Consider the following 17,026-nt stretch of genomic DNA (forward strand, 5'->3'; position numbering starts at 1 on the left):
TTCATAAGCCTTCTTACGAATTTTTTGCACAATGCACCCATGAACCGCAGAAACATCCTTCTCGCCAGCGCCGTTGCCGCCGCAACGGTTTTTTCTCCCTCCATCGCTTCGGCGCAGGACACGGGCCAGCCCATCCGCCTGATCGTGCCCTACGCCCCCGGCGGCCCCATCGACGTAACGGCCCGTGCGCTGGCCGAGCGCGTGCGCGATTCGCTGGGCACGGTGATCATCGACAACAAGGGCGGCGCGGGCGGCAACATCGGCGCCGACGCGATTGCCAAGGCCGCACCTGACGGACTGACCATCGGCATCGCCGCCACCGCCACCCACGCGGTCAACCCCTGGCTGTATGCGCGCATGCCGTATGACGCGGGCAAAGACTTTGTTGGCATCACGCAGATGGTGCGCGTGCCCAACGTGCTGGTCATGAATGCCGCCAAGGCCGAGCAGCTCAAGATCAACTCCGTGACCGACCTGATCGCCTACGCCAAGGCCAACCCCGCCAAGCTCAACTACGGCAGCGGCGGCAATGGCAGCGCGGGCCACCTGGCGGGCGAGATGTTCAAGCAACGCGCGGGCATCTTCGCGCTGCACATCCCCTACCGGGGCGCCAACCCGGCCCAGCTGGCGCTGCTGGCGGGCGAGGTGGACTTCAACATCGACAACCTGGCCGCCGCCGCGCCCAACATCCGCGCGGGCAAGCTCAAAGCGCTGGCCGTGACCTCGCTCGACGCCTCGGCCTCGCTGCCGGGCGTGCCGCCCCTGTCCGCCACGTTCAAGGGCTTCTCCATCGACACCTGGTGGGGCCTGGTGGCACCGGCGGCCACGCCAAAGCCCATCATCGACAAGCTGAACAAGGCCTTTGTGGCGGCGCTGAACGCGCCCGAGACCAAGACCCGCTTTGGCGCCCTGCTGGCCGAACCCGTGGCCACCACGCCGCAGCAGTTCGACAGCTTCATGGCCAGCGAACGCGCCAAGTACCAGCAGGTGGTGAAGGCGTCGGGCGCGAAGGTGGATTGACCCCCTGAGCCGCTGCGCGTCTTCCAACCAGGGAGACGCCACCCGTGGCCCGGCGGAGCCGGTTCCACGGTGGCGCTGGTGTGGGGCATCACCCGCATCACCCGGTATGGGTAAGCCCGGCGCAGGGCAAGCAGGTTTTTAAGCTTTTTTGGCCTCTTGCACCCGTCCATCAAGCGCAAGCAGCTCCTGATTCAGGAGCAAGCACCACCCACCACACCCTCGGCCCAGCGCCCGTCGGCCAGCGGGTAGATGCTCTGCGCGGTCACCGCCTGCAGGGCTTCTGCGGCCACGCGCTCAGGCACCAGGTCGGCCAGGGGGCGCAGCACAAAAGCGCGTTCGGCCATGCGGGGGTGGGGGACGGTGAGGGTGGGGGTGTCGATCACCTGGTCGCCAAACCACAGGATGTCCAGGTCCAGCGTGCGGGGTGCGTTGCGGTAGGGGCGCTCGCGCCCGGCGGATTGTTCGATGGCCTGCAGCGCCTGCAGCAGGGCCTCGGGGGTGAGGGTGGTGGCCACTTCGGCCACGGCGTTCAGGTAGTCCGGCCCACCGGCATCCACCGGGGCGCTGCCATAGAGCGGCGACACCCGCAGCACGCGGGTGCCCGGGCATTGGCCCAAGGCGGCCAGGGCCTTGCGCAGGGCGGCTTCGCGCTCGCCCAGATTAGCGCCCAGGCCTACGTAGACCAGGGAGGGCTCAGCGCCCATGTCCTGCCAACTCACTCGCCTGCGGTGGCAGGCGCTGCGCCTTCACCACCGCCGCCCGCACCACCACCTGGTTTGCGGCGACGGCGGCGGCGCTTTTTGGGGGCGCTGCCTTCGGTGGCGAACTCCGCGCCCTCTTCCAAAACATCCGCGTCCCCCGCAGGGCCCACAGCACGCGGGGCCGCCACGGGCGCACTACGTGGCACGCGCTTGACCACGGGCTGCTGCGCTTTCTGGCGGGCCTTCTGTTCTTCGCGCGCCTGGTCCATCAGGTCGTCGCGGCGCTCGTCGTCGGCCGTCTGGAAGTCCTGCCACCACTCGGCCAGCGCTTCTTCGACCTCGCCCACATCGGCGCGCAGGCGCATGAAGTCGAACCCGGCACGGAAACGCGGCTGCATGACCATGCCGAACGGCGTGTTGCCCACGCGCTTTTCAAAGCGCGGCTGCATGACCCAGATCTCGCGCATGTCGGCGGCCAGCTTGCCCCGGCCCGACACGTCGCCGATGCGCTTGTCGAACACTTCGTCGATGGCCTCTTGCAGCGCAGGCAGCGGGTGCTGTCGCTGGTTCAGGCGCTCCTGCCAGCCATTGCGGACGTCTTCCCACAGCACGCAGGCCAGCAAGAAGCTGGGCGCCACGGGTTTGCCTTCGTTCACGCGGCGGTCGGTGTCCACCAGGGCGGCTTTGACAAACGGGGTGTCGGCGCGCTCCACAGCCACGTCCAGCAGGGGGTATATGCCCTTGGCCATGCCCAGCTTCTTGAGCTGTTCGATGGTGGCGATGGCGTGGCCGGTTTGCAGCAGCTTGAGCATTTCGTCAAACATGCGGCTCTGGGGCACCTCGGCCAGCAGGGCCTGCGACTGCACCAGGGGCGCGGCCGACTTGGCGTCGATGGTGAAGCCCAGGGGGCTGAGCTTGGCGGCGAAACGCACGGCGCGGATGATGCGCACCGGGTCTTCGCGGTAGCGCGTGGCGGGGTCGCCGATCATGCGCAGCGTCTTCTTTTTGGCGTCCTGCAAGCCCTTGTGGTAATCCACCACGATCTGGCTCACCGGGTCGTAGTACATGGCGTTCACGGTGAAGTCGCGGCGGGTGGCGTCTTCGTCCTGCGGGCCCCAGACGTTGTCGCGCAGCACGCGGCCGCTGGCGTCCACGGCGTGCTGCATGCCCGCGAGCTGCGCCTTGGAGGTCTTTTCGTTGCCGCTGACCTGGCCTGCGGCGCTGTTGTCGAGGTAGGCGCGGAAGGTGGAGACCTCGATCACCTCGTGCTCGCGACCCCGGCCATGCACCACGTGCACGATGCGAAAGCGCTTGCCGATGATGAAGGCGCGGCGAAACAGGCCCTTGACCTGCTCGGGGGTGGCGTTGGTGGCCACGTCAAAGTCCTTGGGGCGCAGGCCCAGCAACAGGTCGCGCACGGCGCCGCCCACGATGTAGGCCTCGAAGCCTGCCTGCTTGAGCGTGGCCACCACCTCGGCGGCACGGCGGTCCACCAGCTCGGGGTTGATGCCATGCACGCTGGCGGGCACTTCTTCGCGCTTGCCGAAGTGGGGCCTGCCGCCCGAGGTGCCGGGCGTCGATTTGCCCAGCAGTTTGTCGATGAACTTCTTGATCATGGGTAGGGAGGTATCAGGGGGCTGCGAGCGCAGGGGTCAGGAGGCCGTCTGGCTGGCGGGCTCGCCGGATGGTGCCGAGAACAGGTCCAGTATGCGCCAGCCGCGCTGCTGGGCCAGGGCGCGCAGGCGCGGGTCGGGGTTGGTGGCGACGGGGCGGTTCACCTTTTCGAGCAGGGGCACGTCGTTCATGGAGTCGCTGTAGAACGTGCTGTCCACGTCCGCCCAGCTGAGCTGGCGCGCGGCCAGCCACTGCTCCATGCGCAGCACCTTGCCCTCGCGCATGGTGGGGATGCCGTCGATCTCGCCCGTGTACCAGCCGCTGGCGTCACGCACCAGCTGCACGGCCAGCAGCTGCGGCACGCCCAGCGCCTGGGCGATGGGTGTGGTCACAAACTCGTTGGTGGCGGTGACGATCAGCACTTCATCGCCCGCCGCCTGGTGCTGGCGGATCAGGTCGAGCGCCTGGGGCTGGATGGCGGGGGTGATGACCTCGCGCATGAACTGCTGGTGTGCGGCCGCTGCGGCCTCAGGCCCACGCAGGCGCACGGCCTCGGTCGCAAAGCGCACGTAGTCGTGCACGTTGAGCGTGCCCGCCTGGTAGTGGGCATAGAACTCGTCATTGCGGCGCGCGAACTCCACGGGGTCGTTCCAGCCGATGCGGATGGTGAACTCGCCCCACTCGTAGTCGGAGTCGAGCGGCAGCAGCGTGTGGTCCAGGTCAAACAGCGCAAGCCGCAGGCGGCGGGGTTCAGTAGTCATTCAGTGTCACAAAGGGAAAAAGGAGAGGCGCGGAATCACTCCGACTCCAGCATGGTTTTCAGCAAGGGAATCGTGATGGCGCGCTGGGTGCGCAGCGCAAACGCATCGAGCTGGTCCAGCAACTGCATGAGGCTGCCCAGGTCGCGCGAGAAGCGGTTGAGCATGTAGTCCATGACTTCATCGCCCAGGAACACGCCGCGCGCGTCGGCCTCCTGGCGCAGCACCGAGCGGCGCTCGGCCTCGCCCAGCAACTGCAGCTGGAACACATGGCCCCAGCCCAGGCGGCTGCGCAGATCGTCGCGCAGCGGCAGGTCGGCCGGGGGCAGGTCGCCCGCAGCCAGCACCCAGCGCTGGCTGCCGCTGGCGGGGCTGATGGCGTTGACGAACCAGTTGAAGGCCGTGGCCTGCTGGGCGGTGTCGTACAGGTGCACATCGTCCATGACGATGGCGGCCCAGTCTTCGCTGAAATCCGGCGGCTCGGCCACCGAAGGGTCGAGCCAGCCCACGCTGGCGCCCTGCTCGCGCAGGGCCTGGCGCACGGCTTTGAGCAAATGGGTCTTGCCACTGCCGGGCTCGCCCCACAGGTAAGTGGGCACGGGGGAGCGGGTGGCTTCGCTGCTGCCCTCACCTGCAGCCAGGCGCAGGTGCTGCAGGGCGGCCTCGTTGGGGCCAGCAAAAAAACGGGCCAGGGTGGGCCCCGTGGCCAGGCCGATGTCCAGCGCCAGTTGCTTCATCATCATGCGCGGCACCCCGGCGGCAGGGGCAGGCCCGTGGCGGTCGGTGCGTTAGCGGCAGGCGAGGTAAGGTTCAGCAGCAGCATCACAGGAGAATGGGAAGAAGGCGCCCGGCCGTGGGTGACTGCGGCAGGTGCGGCGGCAAAGTGGCTCACGGCGCGGGGCGCAACCGGCTCCCTGGGCAGGGGGCTGGGCGACAATGGCCCCGATTTTAGTCTGGCTCAGGCCCCCTGCCGCCACCGCCCCACCCCACCGCCGATATCCCCCGCCATGGCCCCCACTGCCTCCACGTCCAAGCGCCTGCCCGCTGGTATCTGGGCCCTGGGGGTGAGCATGCTCACCGTGGGCCTGATCGAAGGCGCGGCCGAGGGCACGGCCATAGTTCTCAAGGTGTTTTCGGTGGCGTTGAGCGACTGGTGGGGCAAGCGCAAGCCGCTGGCCCTGCTGGGCTATGGGCTGGGCGCGCTGTCCAAGCCGCTGTTCGCTCTGGCCTCCACGGCGGGCGGGGTCATCACGGCCCGGCTGCTGGACCGGGTGGGCAAGGGCCATCCGGGGGGCGCCGCGAGATGCGCTGGTGGCCGACCTGGCCCCGCCCGAACAGCGTGGCGCGGCCTTCGGGCTGCGGCAATCGCTCGATACCGTGGGCGCCTTCCTCGGCCCCTTGCTGGCCATGGGGCTGATGTTGTTGTGGGCCAACGATTTCCGTACGGTGTTCTGGGTGGCCGTGATCCCGGCCGCGCTGTGCATCGTGGTGCTGGTCTGCGGCGTGAAGGAGCCGGAACGCCCCGCCGGGCAGCCACGCACTGATCCGCCGCGAGAACCTGCGCCGCCTGAGCGCGGACTACTGGTGGGTGGTGGCCCTGGGCGCCATCTTCACGCTGGCGCGCTTCAGCGAGGCATTTCTGGTGCTGCGCCTGCAATAAGGTGGCCTGCCGCTGGCCTTGACGCCGCTGGCGCTGGTACTCATGAGCCTGGTGTTCTCGCTGGGCGCCTATCCGCTGGGCAGGCTCTCCGACCGGATGAGCCACACCACGCTGCTGGCCGGGGGCCTGGTGGTGCTGATCGCAGCCGATGGCCTGCTGGCCTGGCGCGGCAACGGGATCGTGGCCTGGCTGGGCATTGCGCTGTGGGGGCTGCACATGGCCATGACGCAAGGGCTGCTGGCCACCATGGTGGCCGCCACGGCGCCAGCCGACCTGCGTGGCACGGCCTTTGGCATGTTCAACCTGGCCAGCGGCGTGGCGCTGCTGATCGCCAGCGCCCTCGCGGGCCTGCTGTGGGACCAGTGGGGCGCCAGCGCCACCTTCATCGCCGGGGGGGCTGTTCAGCACCCTGGCGCTGGCGGGGGTGTTGTGGCGCGCGCGGACCGGCACAGCCCTGCCAAAGCCCCCGCTCTGACAGGGCTGAGCAGGCACGCCCGGCCAGCCCCCTTAAAATCCCCGGATTCCAGCCCGCCCGGCGGGCCTACCAGCACCAAAGCACCTCCCATGAGTTCCTCTGCCTCCTCCACCCCCATCTCCTACAAAGACGCCGGCGTTGACATCGACGCGGGCGACGCGCTGGTCGAGCGCATCAAGCCGCTGGCCAAGAAGACCATGCGCGAAGGCGTGCTGGCAGGCATCGGCGGCTTTGGCGCGCTGTTTGAAGTGCCCAAGCGGTACCAGGAGCCCGTGCTGGTGTCCGGCACCGACGGCGTGGGCACCAAGCTCAAGCTGGCGTTTGAATGGAACATGCACGACACCGTGGGCATCGACCTGGTGGCCATGAGCGTCAATGACGTGCTGGTGCAGGGCGCCGAGCCCCTGTTCTTCCTCGACTACTTTGCCTGCGGCAAGCTGGACGTGGACACGGCCGCGGCCGTGGTCGGCGGCATCGCCAAGGGCTGCGAACTCTCCGGTTGTGCGCTGATCGGCGGCGAAACCGCTGAAATGCCCGGCATGTACCCTGCTGGTGAATACGATCTGGCCGGTTTTGCCGTGGGCGCGGTCGAAAAGTCCAAGATCCTGACTGGCAAGGACGTGAAGCCCGGCGACGTGGTGCTGGGCCTGGCCTCGGCCGGCGTGCATTCCAACGGTTTCAGCCTGGTGCGCAAGTGCATCGACCGCGCAGGCGACAGCGCCCCCGCCACGCTGGATGGCAAGCCCTTCAAGCAGGCCATCATGGAACCCACCCGCCTGTATGTGAAAAACGTGCTGGCCGCGCTGGCCGCCCACCCCATCAAGGCCCTGGCCCACATCACCGGTGGCGGCCTGCTCGAAAACATTCCCCGCGTGCTGCCCGAAGGCACGGCCGCTCACCTGAAGAAGGGCAGCTGGCCCCAGACCGAGCTGTTTGCCTGGCTGCAGAAGACCGCTGGCATCGACGACATCGAGATGAACCGCACCTTCAACAACGGCATCGGCATGGTGGTGGTGGTGGATGCCGCCCACGCAGACGCCACGGCCGCCACGCTGCGCGCTGCGGGCGAGCAGGTCTACACCATTGGTGCGATTGCAGCACGCGGCGATGGCGCCGCCGTGGTGGTCGCCTGAAGGCCCTCACCCCCGTCCCGCCACAGCCAGCCGTGCGCTGGCTTGTGCGCGCCGCTTGTGCTTTGGATTGTGCTCGCCCCACCCGACCGTTCCTGAGGTGACTGCGCATGGCAACGCGTCCCACCCTTCCCGCCTTGCCGCCTGCGGCAACCCCCACCCCGCCCGTTCCTGTGGACGGGGGGAGCCCTTCTGCGGACTTTGACGCGGCCACGCCCGCACGCCCCGCCACCCGGGGCGTCATGGTTGCCAGTTACCTGCTGATGGCAGGCGTGCTGCTGCTGGTGATGTGGCGCGGCCTGCTGCCCGGCCTGCTGTGCGTGTGCCTGGGTTTTCTGCTCACCCGGGCGCTCACACGGTGGTTTGGCGCCCTGGCTGCGCGCGCGTTGCGCCAACCGTCGGCCACCCCCGGCAACCTGCACCTGGCCCAGATCGCCGCAGCCGCGCTGGTGATGCTGCTGCCCCTGGTGCTGCTGGGCGTGGGGCTGACGCACTCGCGCGGCTATCTGGTGGCCGCGCCACACCAGTACCAGGAACTGCTCAACTACATGGCCCGCACGGTGCTGGAGCTGCGGCTGAAACTGCCACCCGACATAGCCAGCCACCTGCCCGACGGAGCCGTCGAGTTGCAGCGCGTGATAGCCAACTACCTGGGCGCCAAGGCGGGCGCGCTGGCCATGGCCGGGCGCGCCTGGCTGGCCGGGGTGCTGTTTGCCTATGTGGGACTGCTGATCGGCGCCCTGGCCGCTGTGCGCCCCCTGGGCAGCACCCTGGGCCCGCTGGCCGATCAGCTGCGGCAGCGCATCACCCTGTTCGGCGAGGCTTTCCGCCAGATCGTGGCGGCGCAGTTCTGGATCGCGGCGTTCAACACCCTGCTCACCGCCCTGTTCCTGCTGTTCGTGCTGCCACTGTGGGGCATGGAGCTGCCCTACACGCCGGTGCTCATCACCTTCACCTTTGTCGCCGGGCTGGTGCCCATTGTGGGCAACCTGGTGTGCAACGTAGTGCTCACCATCGTGGGGCTGTCGGTGTCGCCGCTGGCGGCTGCGGCCTGCCTGGGCTTTCTGATCCTGATCCACAAGGCCGAATACGTGATCAACGCCAAGGTGGTGGGCCGCCGCACGCAGATGGGTGTGTGGGAGCTTTTAAGCGTGATGTTTGTGGCAGAAGCCGTGTTCGGCCCTGCCGGGCTGGTGGCAGCGCCGCTGTTCTATGCCTACCTCAAGAAGGAACTGGTGGCGGCGCGGCTGGTATAGCGCCCCTGCGCAGGGCTCGGCTCTTCAGCGCCCAACCGATTGGCACCGGCCCGCACCGGCCTGCCTTCTCCCCGCTTCCCCACCGCCGCCCTCTGCTACCCATGCGGGTTATTGCCCTGCCGCACACCAGGTGGCGGCAGTAACCTGCCACGCAGGGCTTTTCCCTGTTGCGGGGATGCTGCCCCGCACAGCAGACCCCCCCACCTCATTTCAGGAGGCTCCCCATGACCACCGCACGCAAGCTGGCCCTGTTGGTGCTGAGCGCTGTCCTTGGCATCGCCGTGTTGACCACCTGGTTTCTGGTGTCCGAACGCCAGCTGATTCTTGAAGAGCGCCAGACCGGCGTGCGCCAGGTGGTGGAGTCCGCGCACGGCATTGCCACCCATTTCCACGACCTCAGCACCAAGGGCGGCATGCCCGACGACGAAGCCCGCAAGCGTGCAGCGGCGGCCATCCAGGCCGTGCGCTACAGCGGCAACGAATATGTGTGGATCAACGACATGCACCCACGCATGGTGATGCACCCCGTCCGCCCCGAACTCAACGGGCAGGATCTCACCGCCAACAAGGACCCCAACGGCAAGCAGCTGTTTGTCGAGTTCGTGCGCACCGTGCAGGCCAGCGGTGCGGGCTTTGTGCCTTACCTGTGGCCCAAGGCGGGCAGTGATACGCCGGTGGAGAAGACCTCGTACGTGAAAGGCTTTGCGCCCTGGGGCTGGGTGATCGGCTCGGGTGTGTACATCGACACCGTGGACTCGGCCATCTGGCGGCGCGCCACCCGGTTCGGCCTGCTGGCGCTGCTGCTGGGCGCTGCGCTGCTGGTCATCGGCACGCTGATCTCGCGCAACCTGATCCGGCAACTGGGCGGCGAGCCCGGTTATGCGCGCAGCATTGCCCGCAGCATCTCCGAAGGCAACCTGTCGGTGCCCGTGGCCACGCGTGCGGGCGACCACTCCAGCCTGATGCTCGACATGCAGGCCATGCAGGGCAGCCTGCACCGCATCGTGCAGAAGGTGCGCAATGGCACCGAACACATCGCCAGCGCCTCGCAGCAGATTGCTGCGGGCAACCACGACCTGTCGGCACGCACCGAATCCCAGGCGAGCGCGCTGGAGCAGACCGCCGCCTCGATGGAGGAAATGACCTCCAACGTCAAGCAGAACGCCGACAACGCCCGCCAGGCCAGCGCCCTGGCGCAGTCGGCCTCCGAGGTGGCCCGCAAGGGCGGCGCGGTGGTCGAGCAGGTGGTGCAGACCATGGGCTCCATCGATGCGTCCTCGCGCAAGGTGTCCGACATCACCGGGGTGATCGAAGGCATTGCGTTCCAGACCAACATCCTCGCGCTGAACGCCGCCGTGGAGGCCGCGCGTGCAGGCGAGCAGGGCCGGGGTTTTGCTGTGGTGGCCAGCGAGGTGCGCAGCCTGGCCCAGCGCTCGTCTGAAGCCGCCAAGGAGATCAAGGCGCTGATCGGCAACTCGGCCGAGCAGGTGAAGGCCGGTGCCGACCTGGCCCACCAGGCGGGCAGCACCATGCAGGAGGTGGTGAACAGCGTGCAGCGCGTGTCGGCCGTGATCGAGGAGATCAGCCAGGCCAGCCGCGAGCAGACCGACGGCATCGAGCAGATCAACGAGGCCATCGCCCAGATGGACCAAGGCACCCAGCAGAACGCCGCCCTGGTGGAGCAGGCCACCGCCGCTGCGGCCGCGCTGCAGCAGCAGGCCCACGAGCTGAACCAGGTGGTGGCGGCCTTCCGGCTGCACGAGGGTGGGCAGGACGCCGCCCCGGCGGCCTTGCCCGCCGCAGCCGCGCCGCGCCAGCTGCGCTGACGGGCTGGTGGGCAGAGGACGGGCGCCGCATCAGAAAGCACACCGCACAAGATGGCCTAAATTGATCGAAACCTGTCCCGGAAGAATCGGATAAAAGGGCCCTTCGGCGCGAGGATAGAGGCTTCCAACCACCCCTCTCCACAGAGCCTCGCATGAAAACCTGTCTGATTGTGATTGATGTCCAGGAATCCTTCCGCCACCGCCCTTTCTTCACCGAGCGCGACCTGCCCGCCTACCTGCAGGCGCAGAACGCACTGATCGAAGGCTGCGTCGCCCAGAGCATCCCGGTGCTGCGCGTGTTCCACTGCGACGGCCCCGAAGTGGCCGAGAACCCGTTCTCGCAGGCCTCGGGCCAGGTGCGCGCCCTGGAGAGCCTGGTGCCCTTCGACGCCGCCGCCACCTTCACCAAGTCGCGCCACAGCGCGCTGGTGGGCACGGGGCTGGATGTGTGGCTCACCCGCCATGGCGTCCAGCGCCTCATCATCAGCGGCATCCGCACCGAACAATGCTGCGAAACCACCACGCGCCACGCGTCCGACCTGGGCTGGGCCGTGGACTACGTGACCGACGCCACCCTCACCTGGGACATGGTGCAGCCCGACGGCCAGGTGCTGGCAGCGGCCGACATCAAGACCCGCACCGCCACCGTGCTACAGGGCCGCTTTGCCACGCTGTGCACCGTGCAGCAGGCGCTGGACCGGGCGGCCGCATGAGCGCCGCGCCGGGCCGCCCCAAGCAAGCTCGCACCGCAGGCGAAGCCGAAGGTACAACAGTGAGCGCCGCACCGTTACAGGTCGCCATCCTGGTGTTTGACGATGTGGAAGCCCTGGACCTGGGCGGGCCCTACGAGGTCTTCACCACCGCCAGCCGCATGCACCAGCGGCAACACCCCGGTGCCCCCACACCGTTTGTGGTGCAGTGTGTGGCCCGCAGCATGGCACCGGTGCGCGCCCGCGCGGGCCTGCGGGTGTTGCCCGATGCGGACTTTGCCAGCGCCACCGCGCCCGATGTGCTCATCGTGCCCGGCGGCGTGGTCGATGCCGCAGCGGCCTGCCCGGACACCCGCGCCTGGGTGGCCCAGGCGGCCGGGGCCGCGCAGATCACCGCCTCGGTGTGCACGGGCGCCTTCATCCTGGCGGCTGCCGGTGTGCTGGCCGAAGGCGCTGCGACCACCCACTGGGAAGACATTGCCGACCTGCGCACGCAGTTTCCGGCACTCGACGTGCAAGAGAATCTGCGCTGGGTGGACCGGGGCGCGCTCGTCACATCCGCTGGCATCAGCGCGGGCATCGACATGAGCCTGCACCTGGTCACCCGGCTGGCGGGCGCGGCGCTGTCCGAGCGCACGGCCCGCCAGATGGACACGCCCTGGAACCCTCAGCCATGACACGCTTCCTGGCCCTGCTTCACTGACACCCCCTATGCAGAACCCGGCCCCTTCTCCCATCCACGTCTATTTCGCCCTGCTGCCAGGCAGCCTGGTGCTGGACTGGGCGGGCCCGGCCGAGGCGCTGCGCATCGCCAACCAGGCACTGGCCAGGCAAGGCCAGCCCGAGCGGTTTGTGCAGCACTTCGTGAGCCCCACTCCCCAGTCCGTGACCTCGGTGGGTGCGGTGCTGGCGGGGCTGGAGCCTTTGCCCGCCACCCTGCCCACCCCCGCCTGGGTGGTGCTGGTGGGCCTGGCCGGGCAACACATCGCGGTGGACGGCGACGAGGCGCGCGCGCTGCTGCACTGGCTACGCGGGCTGCGGCCCGTAGCAGGGCAGCTGGAGTTGATCACCGTGTGCGCGGGCTCGGTGCTGGCCGCCCACGCAGGCCTGCTGACCGGCCGCCGCGCCACCACCCACCACCAGCACCTGGACGAGCTGGCCGCCGTGGACCCGCGCTGCGACGTGGTCGCCAACCGTGTGTTTGTGGCCGATGGTGCGGTGTACAGCAGCGCGGGCGTGACCACGGGCATCGACCTGCTCTTGCACCGCATCTCTGACACCTGCGGCCCCGCACTGGCGGCCCAGGTGGCGCAGGCGATGGTGGTGGCGCTGCGCCGGGGGCCCAATGACCCGGAGTTTTCGCCCTTTCTGCACCACCGCAACCACCTGCACCCCGCCCTGCACCGCGTGCAGGACGCCGTGGGCCAGCAGCCCCAGGCCGACTGGAGCGTGCCGCAGATGGCCGAGGTGGCCCACACCTCGCCGCGCCACCTCACGCGCTTGTTTCTGGAACACGCGGGCATCGCGCCGCTGCAGTACCTGCGCCGCATCCGCCTGGCCACGGCCGAGGCCGCGCTGCGCTCGGGCCAGAACGTGACGCAGGCGGCGCTGATGGCGGGGTTCAGCTCTGACACACAACTGCGCCGCGCCTGGCACCAGTTCGGGCGGGGCGGCACGCCGTCGCAGGGGGCGGCCCAGGGCCACGCCCACTGAACAGGCCCCAGGGGGTGCGGGGACCGCCTTCGCGGCCCAAAATGGGCGCCCATTGCGACTGCCCCGACACCGCCATGAAAGAGCCCCCGCGCCCCGCCCACGAGGACGACCGCCTGCAGGCCCTGCGCCAGTTGCTGATCCTCGACACCCCTCCCGAAGAACGGTTTGACCGGCTTACGGCGTTTGCCGCGCAAGAGTTCGACATGCCCATCGTGCTGCTGTCGCTCATTGACGAAAAGCGGCAATGGTTCAAGTCGCGCCACGGGCTGGATGTGTGCGAGACGGCTCGTGGCATCTCGTTCTGCGGCCATGCCATCCTGCACGACGACACCATGGTGGTGCCCGATGCAGCGCTGGACGAGCGGTTTGCCGACAACCCGCTGGTGACCGGCGACCCGCACATCCAGTTCTATGCCGGGGCGCCGCTCAAGATGCCGGGGGGGGGCAGAACATCGGCACGCTGTGTCTCATCGACCGCACCCCGCGCCAGCTCGACGCCATCGACCTGGCCATCCTGGCCTCGCTGCGCGACCTGGCCGTGGAGGAACTGGTGCGCCGCGCCAGCGGGGAGCCCGCCGCATGAGCCCCAGCGCCGCCCAGCCGCCCATTCTTCTGGTGGAGCCCAGCTCGCTCACGGCCAGCATCATCGTGTCCACCGCGCGGCAACTGAACATGCCCGCAGTGCGCCAGGTCGGCAGTGTGCGCACCGCGCAGCAGCACCTGGCAGCCCAGGGGTTTCTGGGCGTGATGGTCTCGCTGGAGGAAGAGCAGGAGGCCGTGGCGCTGCTGGAGCAGGTGCGCGGTGCCCGCTTTGCCGTACACGCCCGGGTGCCCGTGGCTGTCACCACGGCCCAGGTCGATGCATCTACCGCCGTGAAGATGAAGGCGCTGCAAGTGCGGCGCGTGCTGCTCAAGCCCTTCAAGGTGCGGGATGTGATCGCGACGATCCAGATACTCCAGCACCCCGCATAGGCTTCCGGATTTCAAGCTTTTCAGGCCGTTTGCGCCTGATGGTATTGCCTTTTTAGCTATTAAATATATAGCAATGGCCACGACCAATGATCAGTGCTCAATACGCCTCGGGCACGTACATGGACGCTGGCACCGGCTGGCGCAGGTATTCGGGGTTGCGCACACGCTCGGGCAGCACCACGGCTGGGTGGGGCACCTCCTGGTAGGGCATTTGCGACAGCAGGTGGGCAATGCAGTTCAGGCGCGCCTTTTTTTTGTCCACCGCCTGCACCACCCACCAGGGCGCTTCGGGGATGTGGGTGCGCTCCAGCATGGTCTCCTTCGCCTTGGTGTAGGCCTCCCAGCGCACACGGCTTTCCAGGTCCATGGGGCTGAGCTTCCACTGCTTGAGCGGGTCGTGGATGCGGCCCAGAAAGCGCAGGTGCTGCTCTTCGTCGGTGATGGAGAACCAGTACTTGATGAGGCGGATGCCCGAGCGCACCAGCATCTTTTCAAACTCGGGCACGGTGCGGAAGAACTCCTCGTACTCATCGTCGCTGCAAAAACCCATCACCCGCTCGACACCCGCGCGGTTGTACCAGCTGCGGTCAAACAGCACCATCTCGCCCGCCGCAGGCAGGTGCGCCACATAGCGCTGGAAGTACCACTGCGTGCGCTCGCGGTCATTGGGGGCGGGCAGCGCCGCCACGCGGGCCACGCGCGGGTTCAGGCGCTGGGTGATGCGCTTGATCACCCCGCCCTTGCCGGCGGCATCGCGCCCCTCGAACAGAATCACCACCTTCTCGCGGCTGTGCTGCACCCAGTCCTGCAGCTTGACCAGTTCGCCCTGCAGGCGGAACAGTTCCTTGAAATACTGCTGGCGCGCCAGCTTGTCAGCGGCGGTGGGGGCGCCAATGTCGTCCACCTCTCGGTCTTCGATCTCCAGCTCCAGCTCTTCGTCGTAGCTGTCGATCAGGTCGTTGGCGATGCGCTGCATCAGCTCCTGCGAGTCAAGGGCGTTGTTGTAGAACATGGGGAGCCATCCGGCAGTGCAAAAAAGATGCGCCATGGTCGCCTGCTGCAGTGACAGTGCCATGACAGCGGCGTGATCTGTCACAGCGCTGTCATGCCAGCAGGCCACGATGCGGGCCCGTGCAGTCTGTCGATCACCTCCCCCCTTCCGCCACCGCCCAGCCCGCCAGTGCCAGCCTGAACTACGGGGGCGACGCTGCCGGGTTGATCTGCGGCTACCTGCTGGGCGCCGACGCTGCGCCGCTAGAAATTGACTCGGCCCAGGCCGCGCAATGGCTCGCGGGCCAGCAGGCCGGTGGCACCGCGCCGCAGGGCCAGTTCCTGTGGCTGCACTTCAATCTGAGCCACGCCCAGGCCGTGCGCTGGATGCAGCGGCACGCCGACCTGCCCGAGGCTTTTTTCGACGCCCTCAAGGATCGGTCCGTTTCCACCCGCATCGAGCGCGACGACGACACGCTGATCGCCGTGCTGAACGACGCGCACTTCGACTTCGCTTTCGAGCCCTCGGACATCGCCACCCTGTGGACCAGCGTGGCGCCGCACCTGATGGTGACGGGGCGCACACGCGCCCTGCGTTCGGTGGATGCATTGCGCACCACGGTGCGCAGCGGCAACGCACCCTGCTCCAGCGTGGCGCTGCTGGCCGAGCTGATGCGCACGCAGGCCTCGGGCCTGGTGGACATCGTGCGCGGTGTGACCCAGCGCATCGACGATGTGGAAGACGCGCTGCTGGCCGGGCGCCTGGACCACAAGCGCGCCCGGCTGGGCGTGCTGCGGCGCCTGCTGGTGCGGCTGCAGCGCCTGCTGGCACCCGAGCCTGCGGCGCTGTTCCGCCTGCTGCAGCACCCACCGGCCTGGATGGGCACGGACGATGCGCAGGAGCTGCGCGACTCCACCGAAGAATTCTCGGTGGTGCTGCGCGACATGCAGGGCCTGCAGGAACGCATCAAGCTGTTGCAGGAAGAAATCGCCGCCAGCGTGCAAGAGGCCAACAGCCGCAGCCTGTTCGTGCTGACGGTGGTCACCGTGCTGGCCCTGCCCATCAACATCCTGGCCGGGCTGTTCGGCATGAATGTGGGCGGCGTGCCGCTGGCCGACAACGGGCACGGCTTCTGGATCATCGTGGCCGTGGTGGCGGCTTTCACCGCAGTGGCGGGCTGGCTAACGCTGAGGGACGCGCGGGATCGGTAGGCGCGGCTGCCAGGCAAACCCTGCAGTCCCCGCAGGCCCGGAGACAGGCACCACTACAATCCCGCCCCTTGCCCAGATCCCCGGACCCGCCCGCCACCATGAACATCGTCGTCAACGAAGAACTCAAAGCCTACATCGAACCCCTGACCCCCGAGGAACACGAGGCCCTGGAGCGCAGCATCCTCACCGAAGGCTGCCGCGACGCGCTGGTGCTGTGGGGCGATGTGCTGGTGGACGGCCACAACCGCTATGGCATCTGCCAAAAGCATGGCCTGCCGTTCCAGACCGTGCAGAACCCGCGCTTTCAGTCGATGGAAGACGTGCACCTGTGGATGATCGACCAGCACCTGGGCCGCCGCAGCGTGTCGGACTTCCAGCGCGGCGTGCTGGCCCTGCGCAAGCGCGAGATCATTGCGGACCGCAAGGCACGCGCCGCCACTGCCGCCGAGCCTGCCGAATCGGCTGCTGCAGCCGTGGCCGAGATGCCAGCGGCGGCCCACGAGGCCGCAGCCGCCCTGCCCGCGCCCGACCCCTTGAGCAGCCGCGAGGCCATTGCCAAGGCCGCGCGCCTGAGCAGCAGCCAGGTGGTGATGATCGAAAAAATCCAGAAGCAGGCCGCGCCTGAGCTGGTGGCTGCCGTGAAGTCCGGCACCATCTCCATCAACGCCGCCGCCGCCGTGGCCACCCTGCCTGCCGAAGAGCAGGTGGCCGCCGTGGTGGCGGGCAAGGACGAACTCAAGCAGGCCGCCAAGCGCGTGCGCGAACAGAGCAAGCGCAAGCCGCGCGACGAAACGACTTCAGAAGAAAAAACCACGGCAGAAGCCGCAGTGGGCGCCGAGGGCGGTGCCGACGAGCTGCACACCCTGCGCAGCCGCGTGGCCGAACTCACGGCAGAGAACACCGAGCTGCGCAGGCAGGTGGCGCAATTGCAGGCGGCACTGCCTGAGGGCAGCGCGCCGTTCTGACAACAAATTGCACCCTCAACCGTT

Annotated in this window: 15 protein-coding genes and 2 pseudogenes; 12 read left to right on the top strand and 5 right to left on the bottom strand. The window is 68.3% G+C overall.

All coding sequences use genetic code 11. From position 1 onward, the window contains the following. The first annotated feature begins 39 nt into the window (after nucleotides 1-39). Complete coding sequence (locus ACSQ3O_RS21055; protein ID WP_436140361.1) at nucleotides 40-1,020, top strand: Bug family tripartite tricarboxylate transporter substrate binding protein; 981 nt, start codon at nucleotides 40-42, stop codon at nucleotides 1,018-1,020. Between the two features lie 191 nt (nucleotides 1,021-1,211). Here ACSQ3O_RS21055 and folK read toward each other — a convergent pair whose 3' ends face one another. From folK to hda, 4 genes are read right to left on the bottom strand one after another with little or no spacing between them, the layout of a single operon-like run. Then, nucleotides 1,212-1,724: a 2-amino-4-hydroxy-6-hydroxymethyldihydropteridine diphosphokinase gene (gene folK, locus ACSQ3O_RS21060; RefSeq protein WP_436140362.1), complete on the bottom strand. Its 513-nt coding sequence runs from the start codon at nucleotides 1,722-1,724 to the stop codon at nucleotides 1,212-1,214. 11 nt (nucleotides 1,725-1,735) lie between these two features. Further along, nucleotides 1,736-3,337, bottom strand: coding sequence for a polynucleotide adenylyltransferase PcnB (gene pcnB, locus ACSQ3O_RS21065; RefSeq protein WP_436140363.1), 1,602 nt, complete (start codon nucleotides 3,335-3,337; stop codon nucleotides 1,736-1,738). A 36-nt stretch (nucleotides 3,338-3,373) separates the two neighbouring features. Continuing rightward, a complete protein-coding gene (locus ACSQ3O_RS21070) occupies nucleotides 3,374-4,096 on the bottom strand; it encodes an HAD family hydrolase (protein WP_436140364.1) in 723 nt (240 codons plus the stop codon). A gap of 35 nt (nucleotides 4,097-4,131) precedes the next feature. After that, nucleotides 4,132-4,830, bottom strand: a complete 699-nt coding sequence (gene hda / locus ACSQ3O_RS21075) for a DnaA regulatory inactivator Hda (RefSeq protein WP_436141157.1) — start codon at nucleotides 4,828-4,830, stop codon at nucleotides 4,132-4,134. A 270-nt stretch (nucleotides 4,831-5,100) separates the two neighbouring features. Between hda and ACSQ3O_RS21080 the strand changes: the two are divergent. From ACSQ3O_RS21080 to ACSQ3O_RS21120, 9 genes and pseudogenes are all read left to right on the top strand, one after another. Beyond that, a pseudogene (locus ACSQ3O_RS21080) lies at nucleotides 5,101-6,228 on the top strand (MFS transporter). 89 nt (nucleotides 6,229-6,317) lie between these two features. Then, nucleotides 6,318-7,361, top strand: coding sequence for a phosphoribosylformylglycinamidine cyclo-ligase (purM, locus tag ACSQ3O_RS21085; protein ID WP_436140365.1), 1,044 nt, complete (start codon nucleotides 6,318-6,320; stop codon nucleotides 7,359-7,361). A gap of 239 nt (nucleotides 7,362-7,600) precedes the next feature. Continuing rightward, nucleotides 7,601-8,614, top strand: a complete 1,014-nt coding sequence (locus tag ACSQ3O_RS21090; protein WP_436141158.1) for an AI-2E family transporter — start codon at nucleotides 7,601-7,603, stop codon at nucleotides 8,612-8,614. Nucleotides 8,615-8,838: 224 nt separating this feature from the next. After that, the gene (locus ACSQ3O_RS21095) at nucleotides 8,839-10,440 is read left to right on the top strand and encodes a methyl-accepting chemotaxis protein (protein WP_436140366.1); all 1,602 of its coding nucleotides are present in this window, start codon (nucleotides 8,839-8,841) and stop codon (nucleotides 10,438-10,440) included. A gap of 152 nt (nucleotides 10,441-10,592) precedes the next feature. Continuing rightward, nucleotides 10,593-11,153 (top strand): isochorismatase family protein, encoded by a 561-nt coding sequence (locus ACSQ3O_RS21100; protein WP_436140367.1) that lies wholly within the window; start codon nucleotides 10,593-10,595, stop codon nucleotides 11,151-11,153. A gap of 59 nt (nucleotides 11,154-11,212) precedes the next feature. Next, nucleotides 11,213-11,827, top strand: a complete 615-nt coding sequence (locus ACSQ3O_RS21105) for a DJ-1/PfpI family protein (protein WP_436141159.1) — start codon at nucleotides 11,213-11,215, stop codon at nucleotides 11,825-11,827. 34 nt (nucleotides 11,828-11,861) lie between these two features. Continuing rightward, complete coding sequence (locus ACSQ3O_RS21110) at nucleotides 11,862-12,863, top strand: GlxA family transcriptional regulator (RefSeq protein WP_137745323.1); 1,002 nt, start codon at nucleotides 11,862-11,864, stop codon at nucleotides 12,861-12,863. 74 nt (nucleotides 12,864-12,937) lie between these two features. Beyond that, nucleotides 12,938-13,446 (top strand): annotated as a pseudogene (locus ACSQ3O_RS21115) (GAF domain-containing protein). After that, nucleotides 13,443-13,835 (top strand): histidine kinase, encoded by a 393-nt coding sequence (locus tag ACSQ3O_RS21120; RefSeq protein WP_436140368.1) that lies wholly within the window; start codon nucleotides 13,443-13,445, stop codon nucleotides 13,833-13,835. Before ACSQ3O_RS21115 ends, ACSQ3O_RS21120 begins: the two are co-directional and overlap by 4 nt. A 97-nt stretch (nucleotides 13,836-13,932) precedes the next feature. On the opposite strand, the gene ppk2 is transcribed toward ACSQ3O_RS21120, so the two are convergent. Continuing rightward, a complete protein-coding gene (ppk2, locus tag ACSQ3O_RS21125) occupies nucleotides 13,933-14,847 on the bottom strand; it encodes a polyphosphate kinase 2 (RefSeq protein WP_436140369.1) in 915 nt (304 codons plus the stop codon). Nucleotides 14,848-14,966: 119 nt separating this feature from the next. Here ppk2 and ACSQ3O_RS21130 point away from each other — a divergent pair, with 119 nt between their 5' ends. Both ACSQ3O_RS21130 and ACSQ3O_RS21135 read left to right on the top strand, forming a co-directional pair. Then, nucleotides 14,967-16,037 (top strand): transporter, encoded by a 1,071-nt coding sequence (locus ACSQ3O_RS21130; protein WP_436140370.1) that lies wholly within the window; start codon nucleotides 14,967-14,969, stop codon nucleotides 16,035-16,037. Nucleotides 16,038-16,135: 98 nt separating this feature from the next. Beyond that, nucleotides 16,136-17,002: a plasmid replication/partition related protein gene (locus ACSQ3O_RS21135; protein ID WP_137745373.1), complete on the top strand. Its 867-nt coding sequence runs from the start codon at nucleotides 16,136-16,138 to the stop codon at nucleotides 17,000-17,002. Nucleotides 17,003-17,026: the final 24 nt, after the last annotated feature.

It is taken from the genome of Acidovorax sp. LjRoot74 (assembly GCF_964254355.1).
In the GTDB taxonomy this organism is placed as follows: domain Bacteria; phylum Pseudomonadota; class Gammaproteobacteria; order Burkholderiales; family Burkholderiaceae_C; genus Acidovorax.

Coding starts and splice junctions, on each gene's coding strand:
- ACSQ3O_RS21055 (WP_436140361.1), top strand. CDS start 40: ATGAACCGCAGAAACATCCTTCTCGCCAGCGCCGTTGCCGCCGCAACG.
- folK (WP_436140362.1), bottom strand. CDS start 1,724: ATGGGCGCTGAGCCCTCCCTGGTCTACGTAGGCCTGGGCGCTAATCTG.
- pcnB (WP_436140363.1), bottom strand. CDS start 3,337: ATGATCAAGAAGTTCATCGACAAACTGCTGGGCAAATCGACGCCCGGC.
- ACSQ3O_RS21070 (WP_436140364.1), bottom strand. CDS start 4,096: ATGACTACTGAACCCCGCCGCCTGCGGCTTGCGCTGTTTGACCTGGAC.
- hda (WP_436141157.1), bottom strand. CDS start 4,830: ATGAAGCAACTGGCGCTGGACATCGGCCTGGCCACGGGGCCCACCCTG.
- purM (WP_436140365.1), top strand. CDS start 6,318: ATGAGTTCCTCTGCCTCCTCCACCCCCATCTCCTACAAAGACGCCGGC.
- ACSQ3O_RS21090 (WP_436141158.1), top strand. CDS start 7,601: ATGGTTGCCAGTTACCTGCTGATGGCAGGCGTGCTGCTGCTGGTGATG.
- ACSQ3O_RS21095 (WP_436140366.1), top strand. CDS start 8,839: ATGACCACCGCACGCAAGCTGGCCCTGTTGGTGCTGAGCGCTGTCCTT.
- ACSQ3O_RS21100 (WP_436140367.1), top strand. CDS start 10,593: ATGAAAACCTGTCTGATTGTGATTGATGTCCAGGAATCCTTCCGCCAC.
- ACSQ3O_RS21110 (WP_137745323.1), top strand. CDS start 11,862: ATGCAGAACCCGGCCCCTTCTCCCATCCACGTCTATTTCGCCCTGCTG.
- ACSQ3O_RS21120 (WP_436140368.1), top strand. CDS start 13,443: ATGAGCCCCAGCGCCGCCCAGCCGCCCATTCTTCTGGTGGAGCCCAGC.
- ppk2 (WP_436140369.1), bottom strand. CDS start 14,847: ATGTTCTACAACAACGCCCTTGACTCGCAGGAGCTGATGCAGCGCATC.
- ACSQ3O_RS21135 (WP_137745373.1), top strand. CDS start 16,136: ATGAACATCGTCGTCAACGAAGAACTCAAAGCCTACATCGAACCCCTG.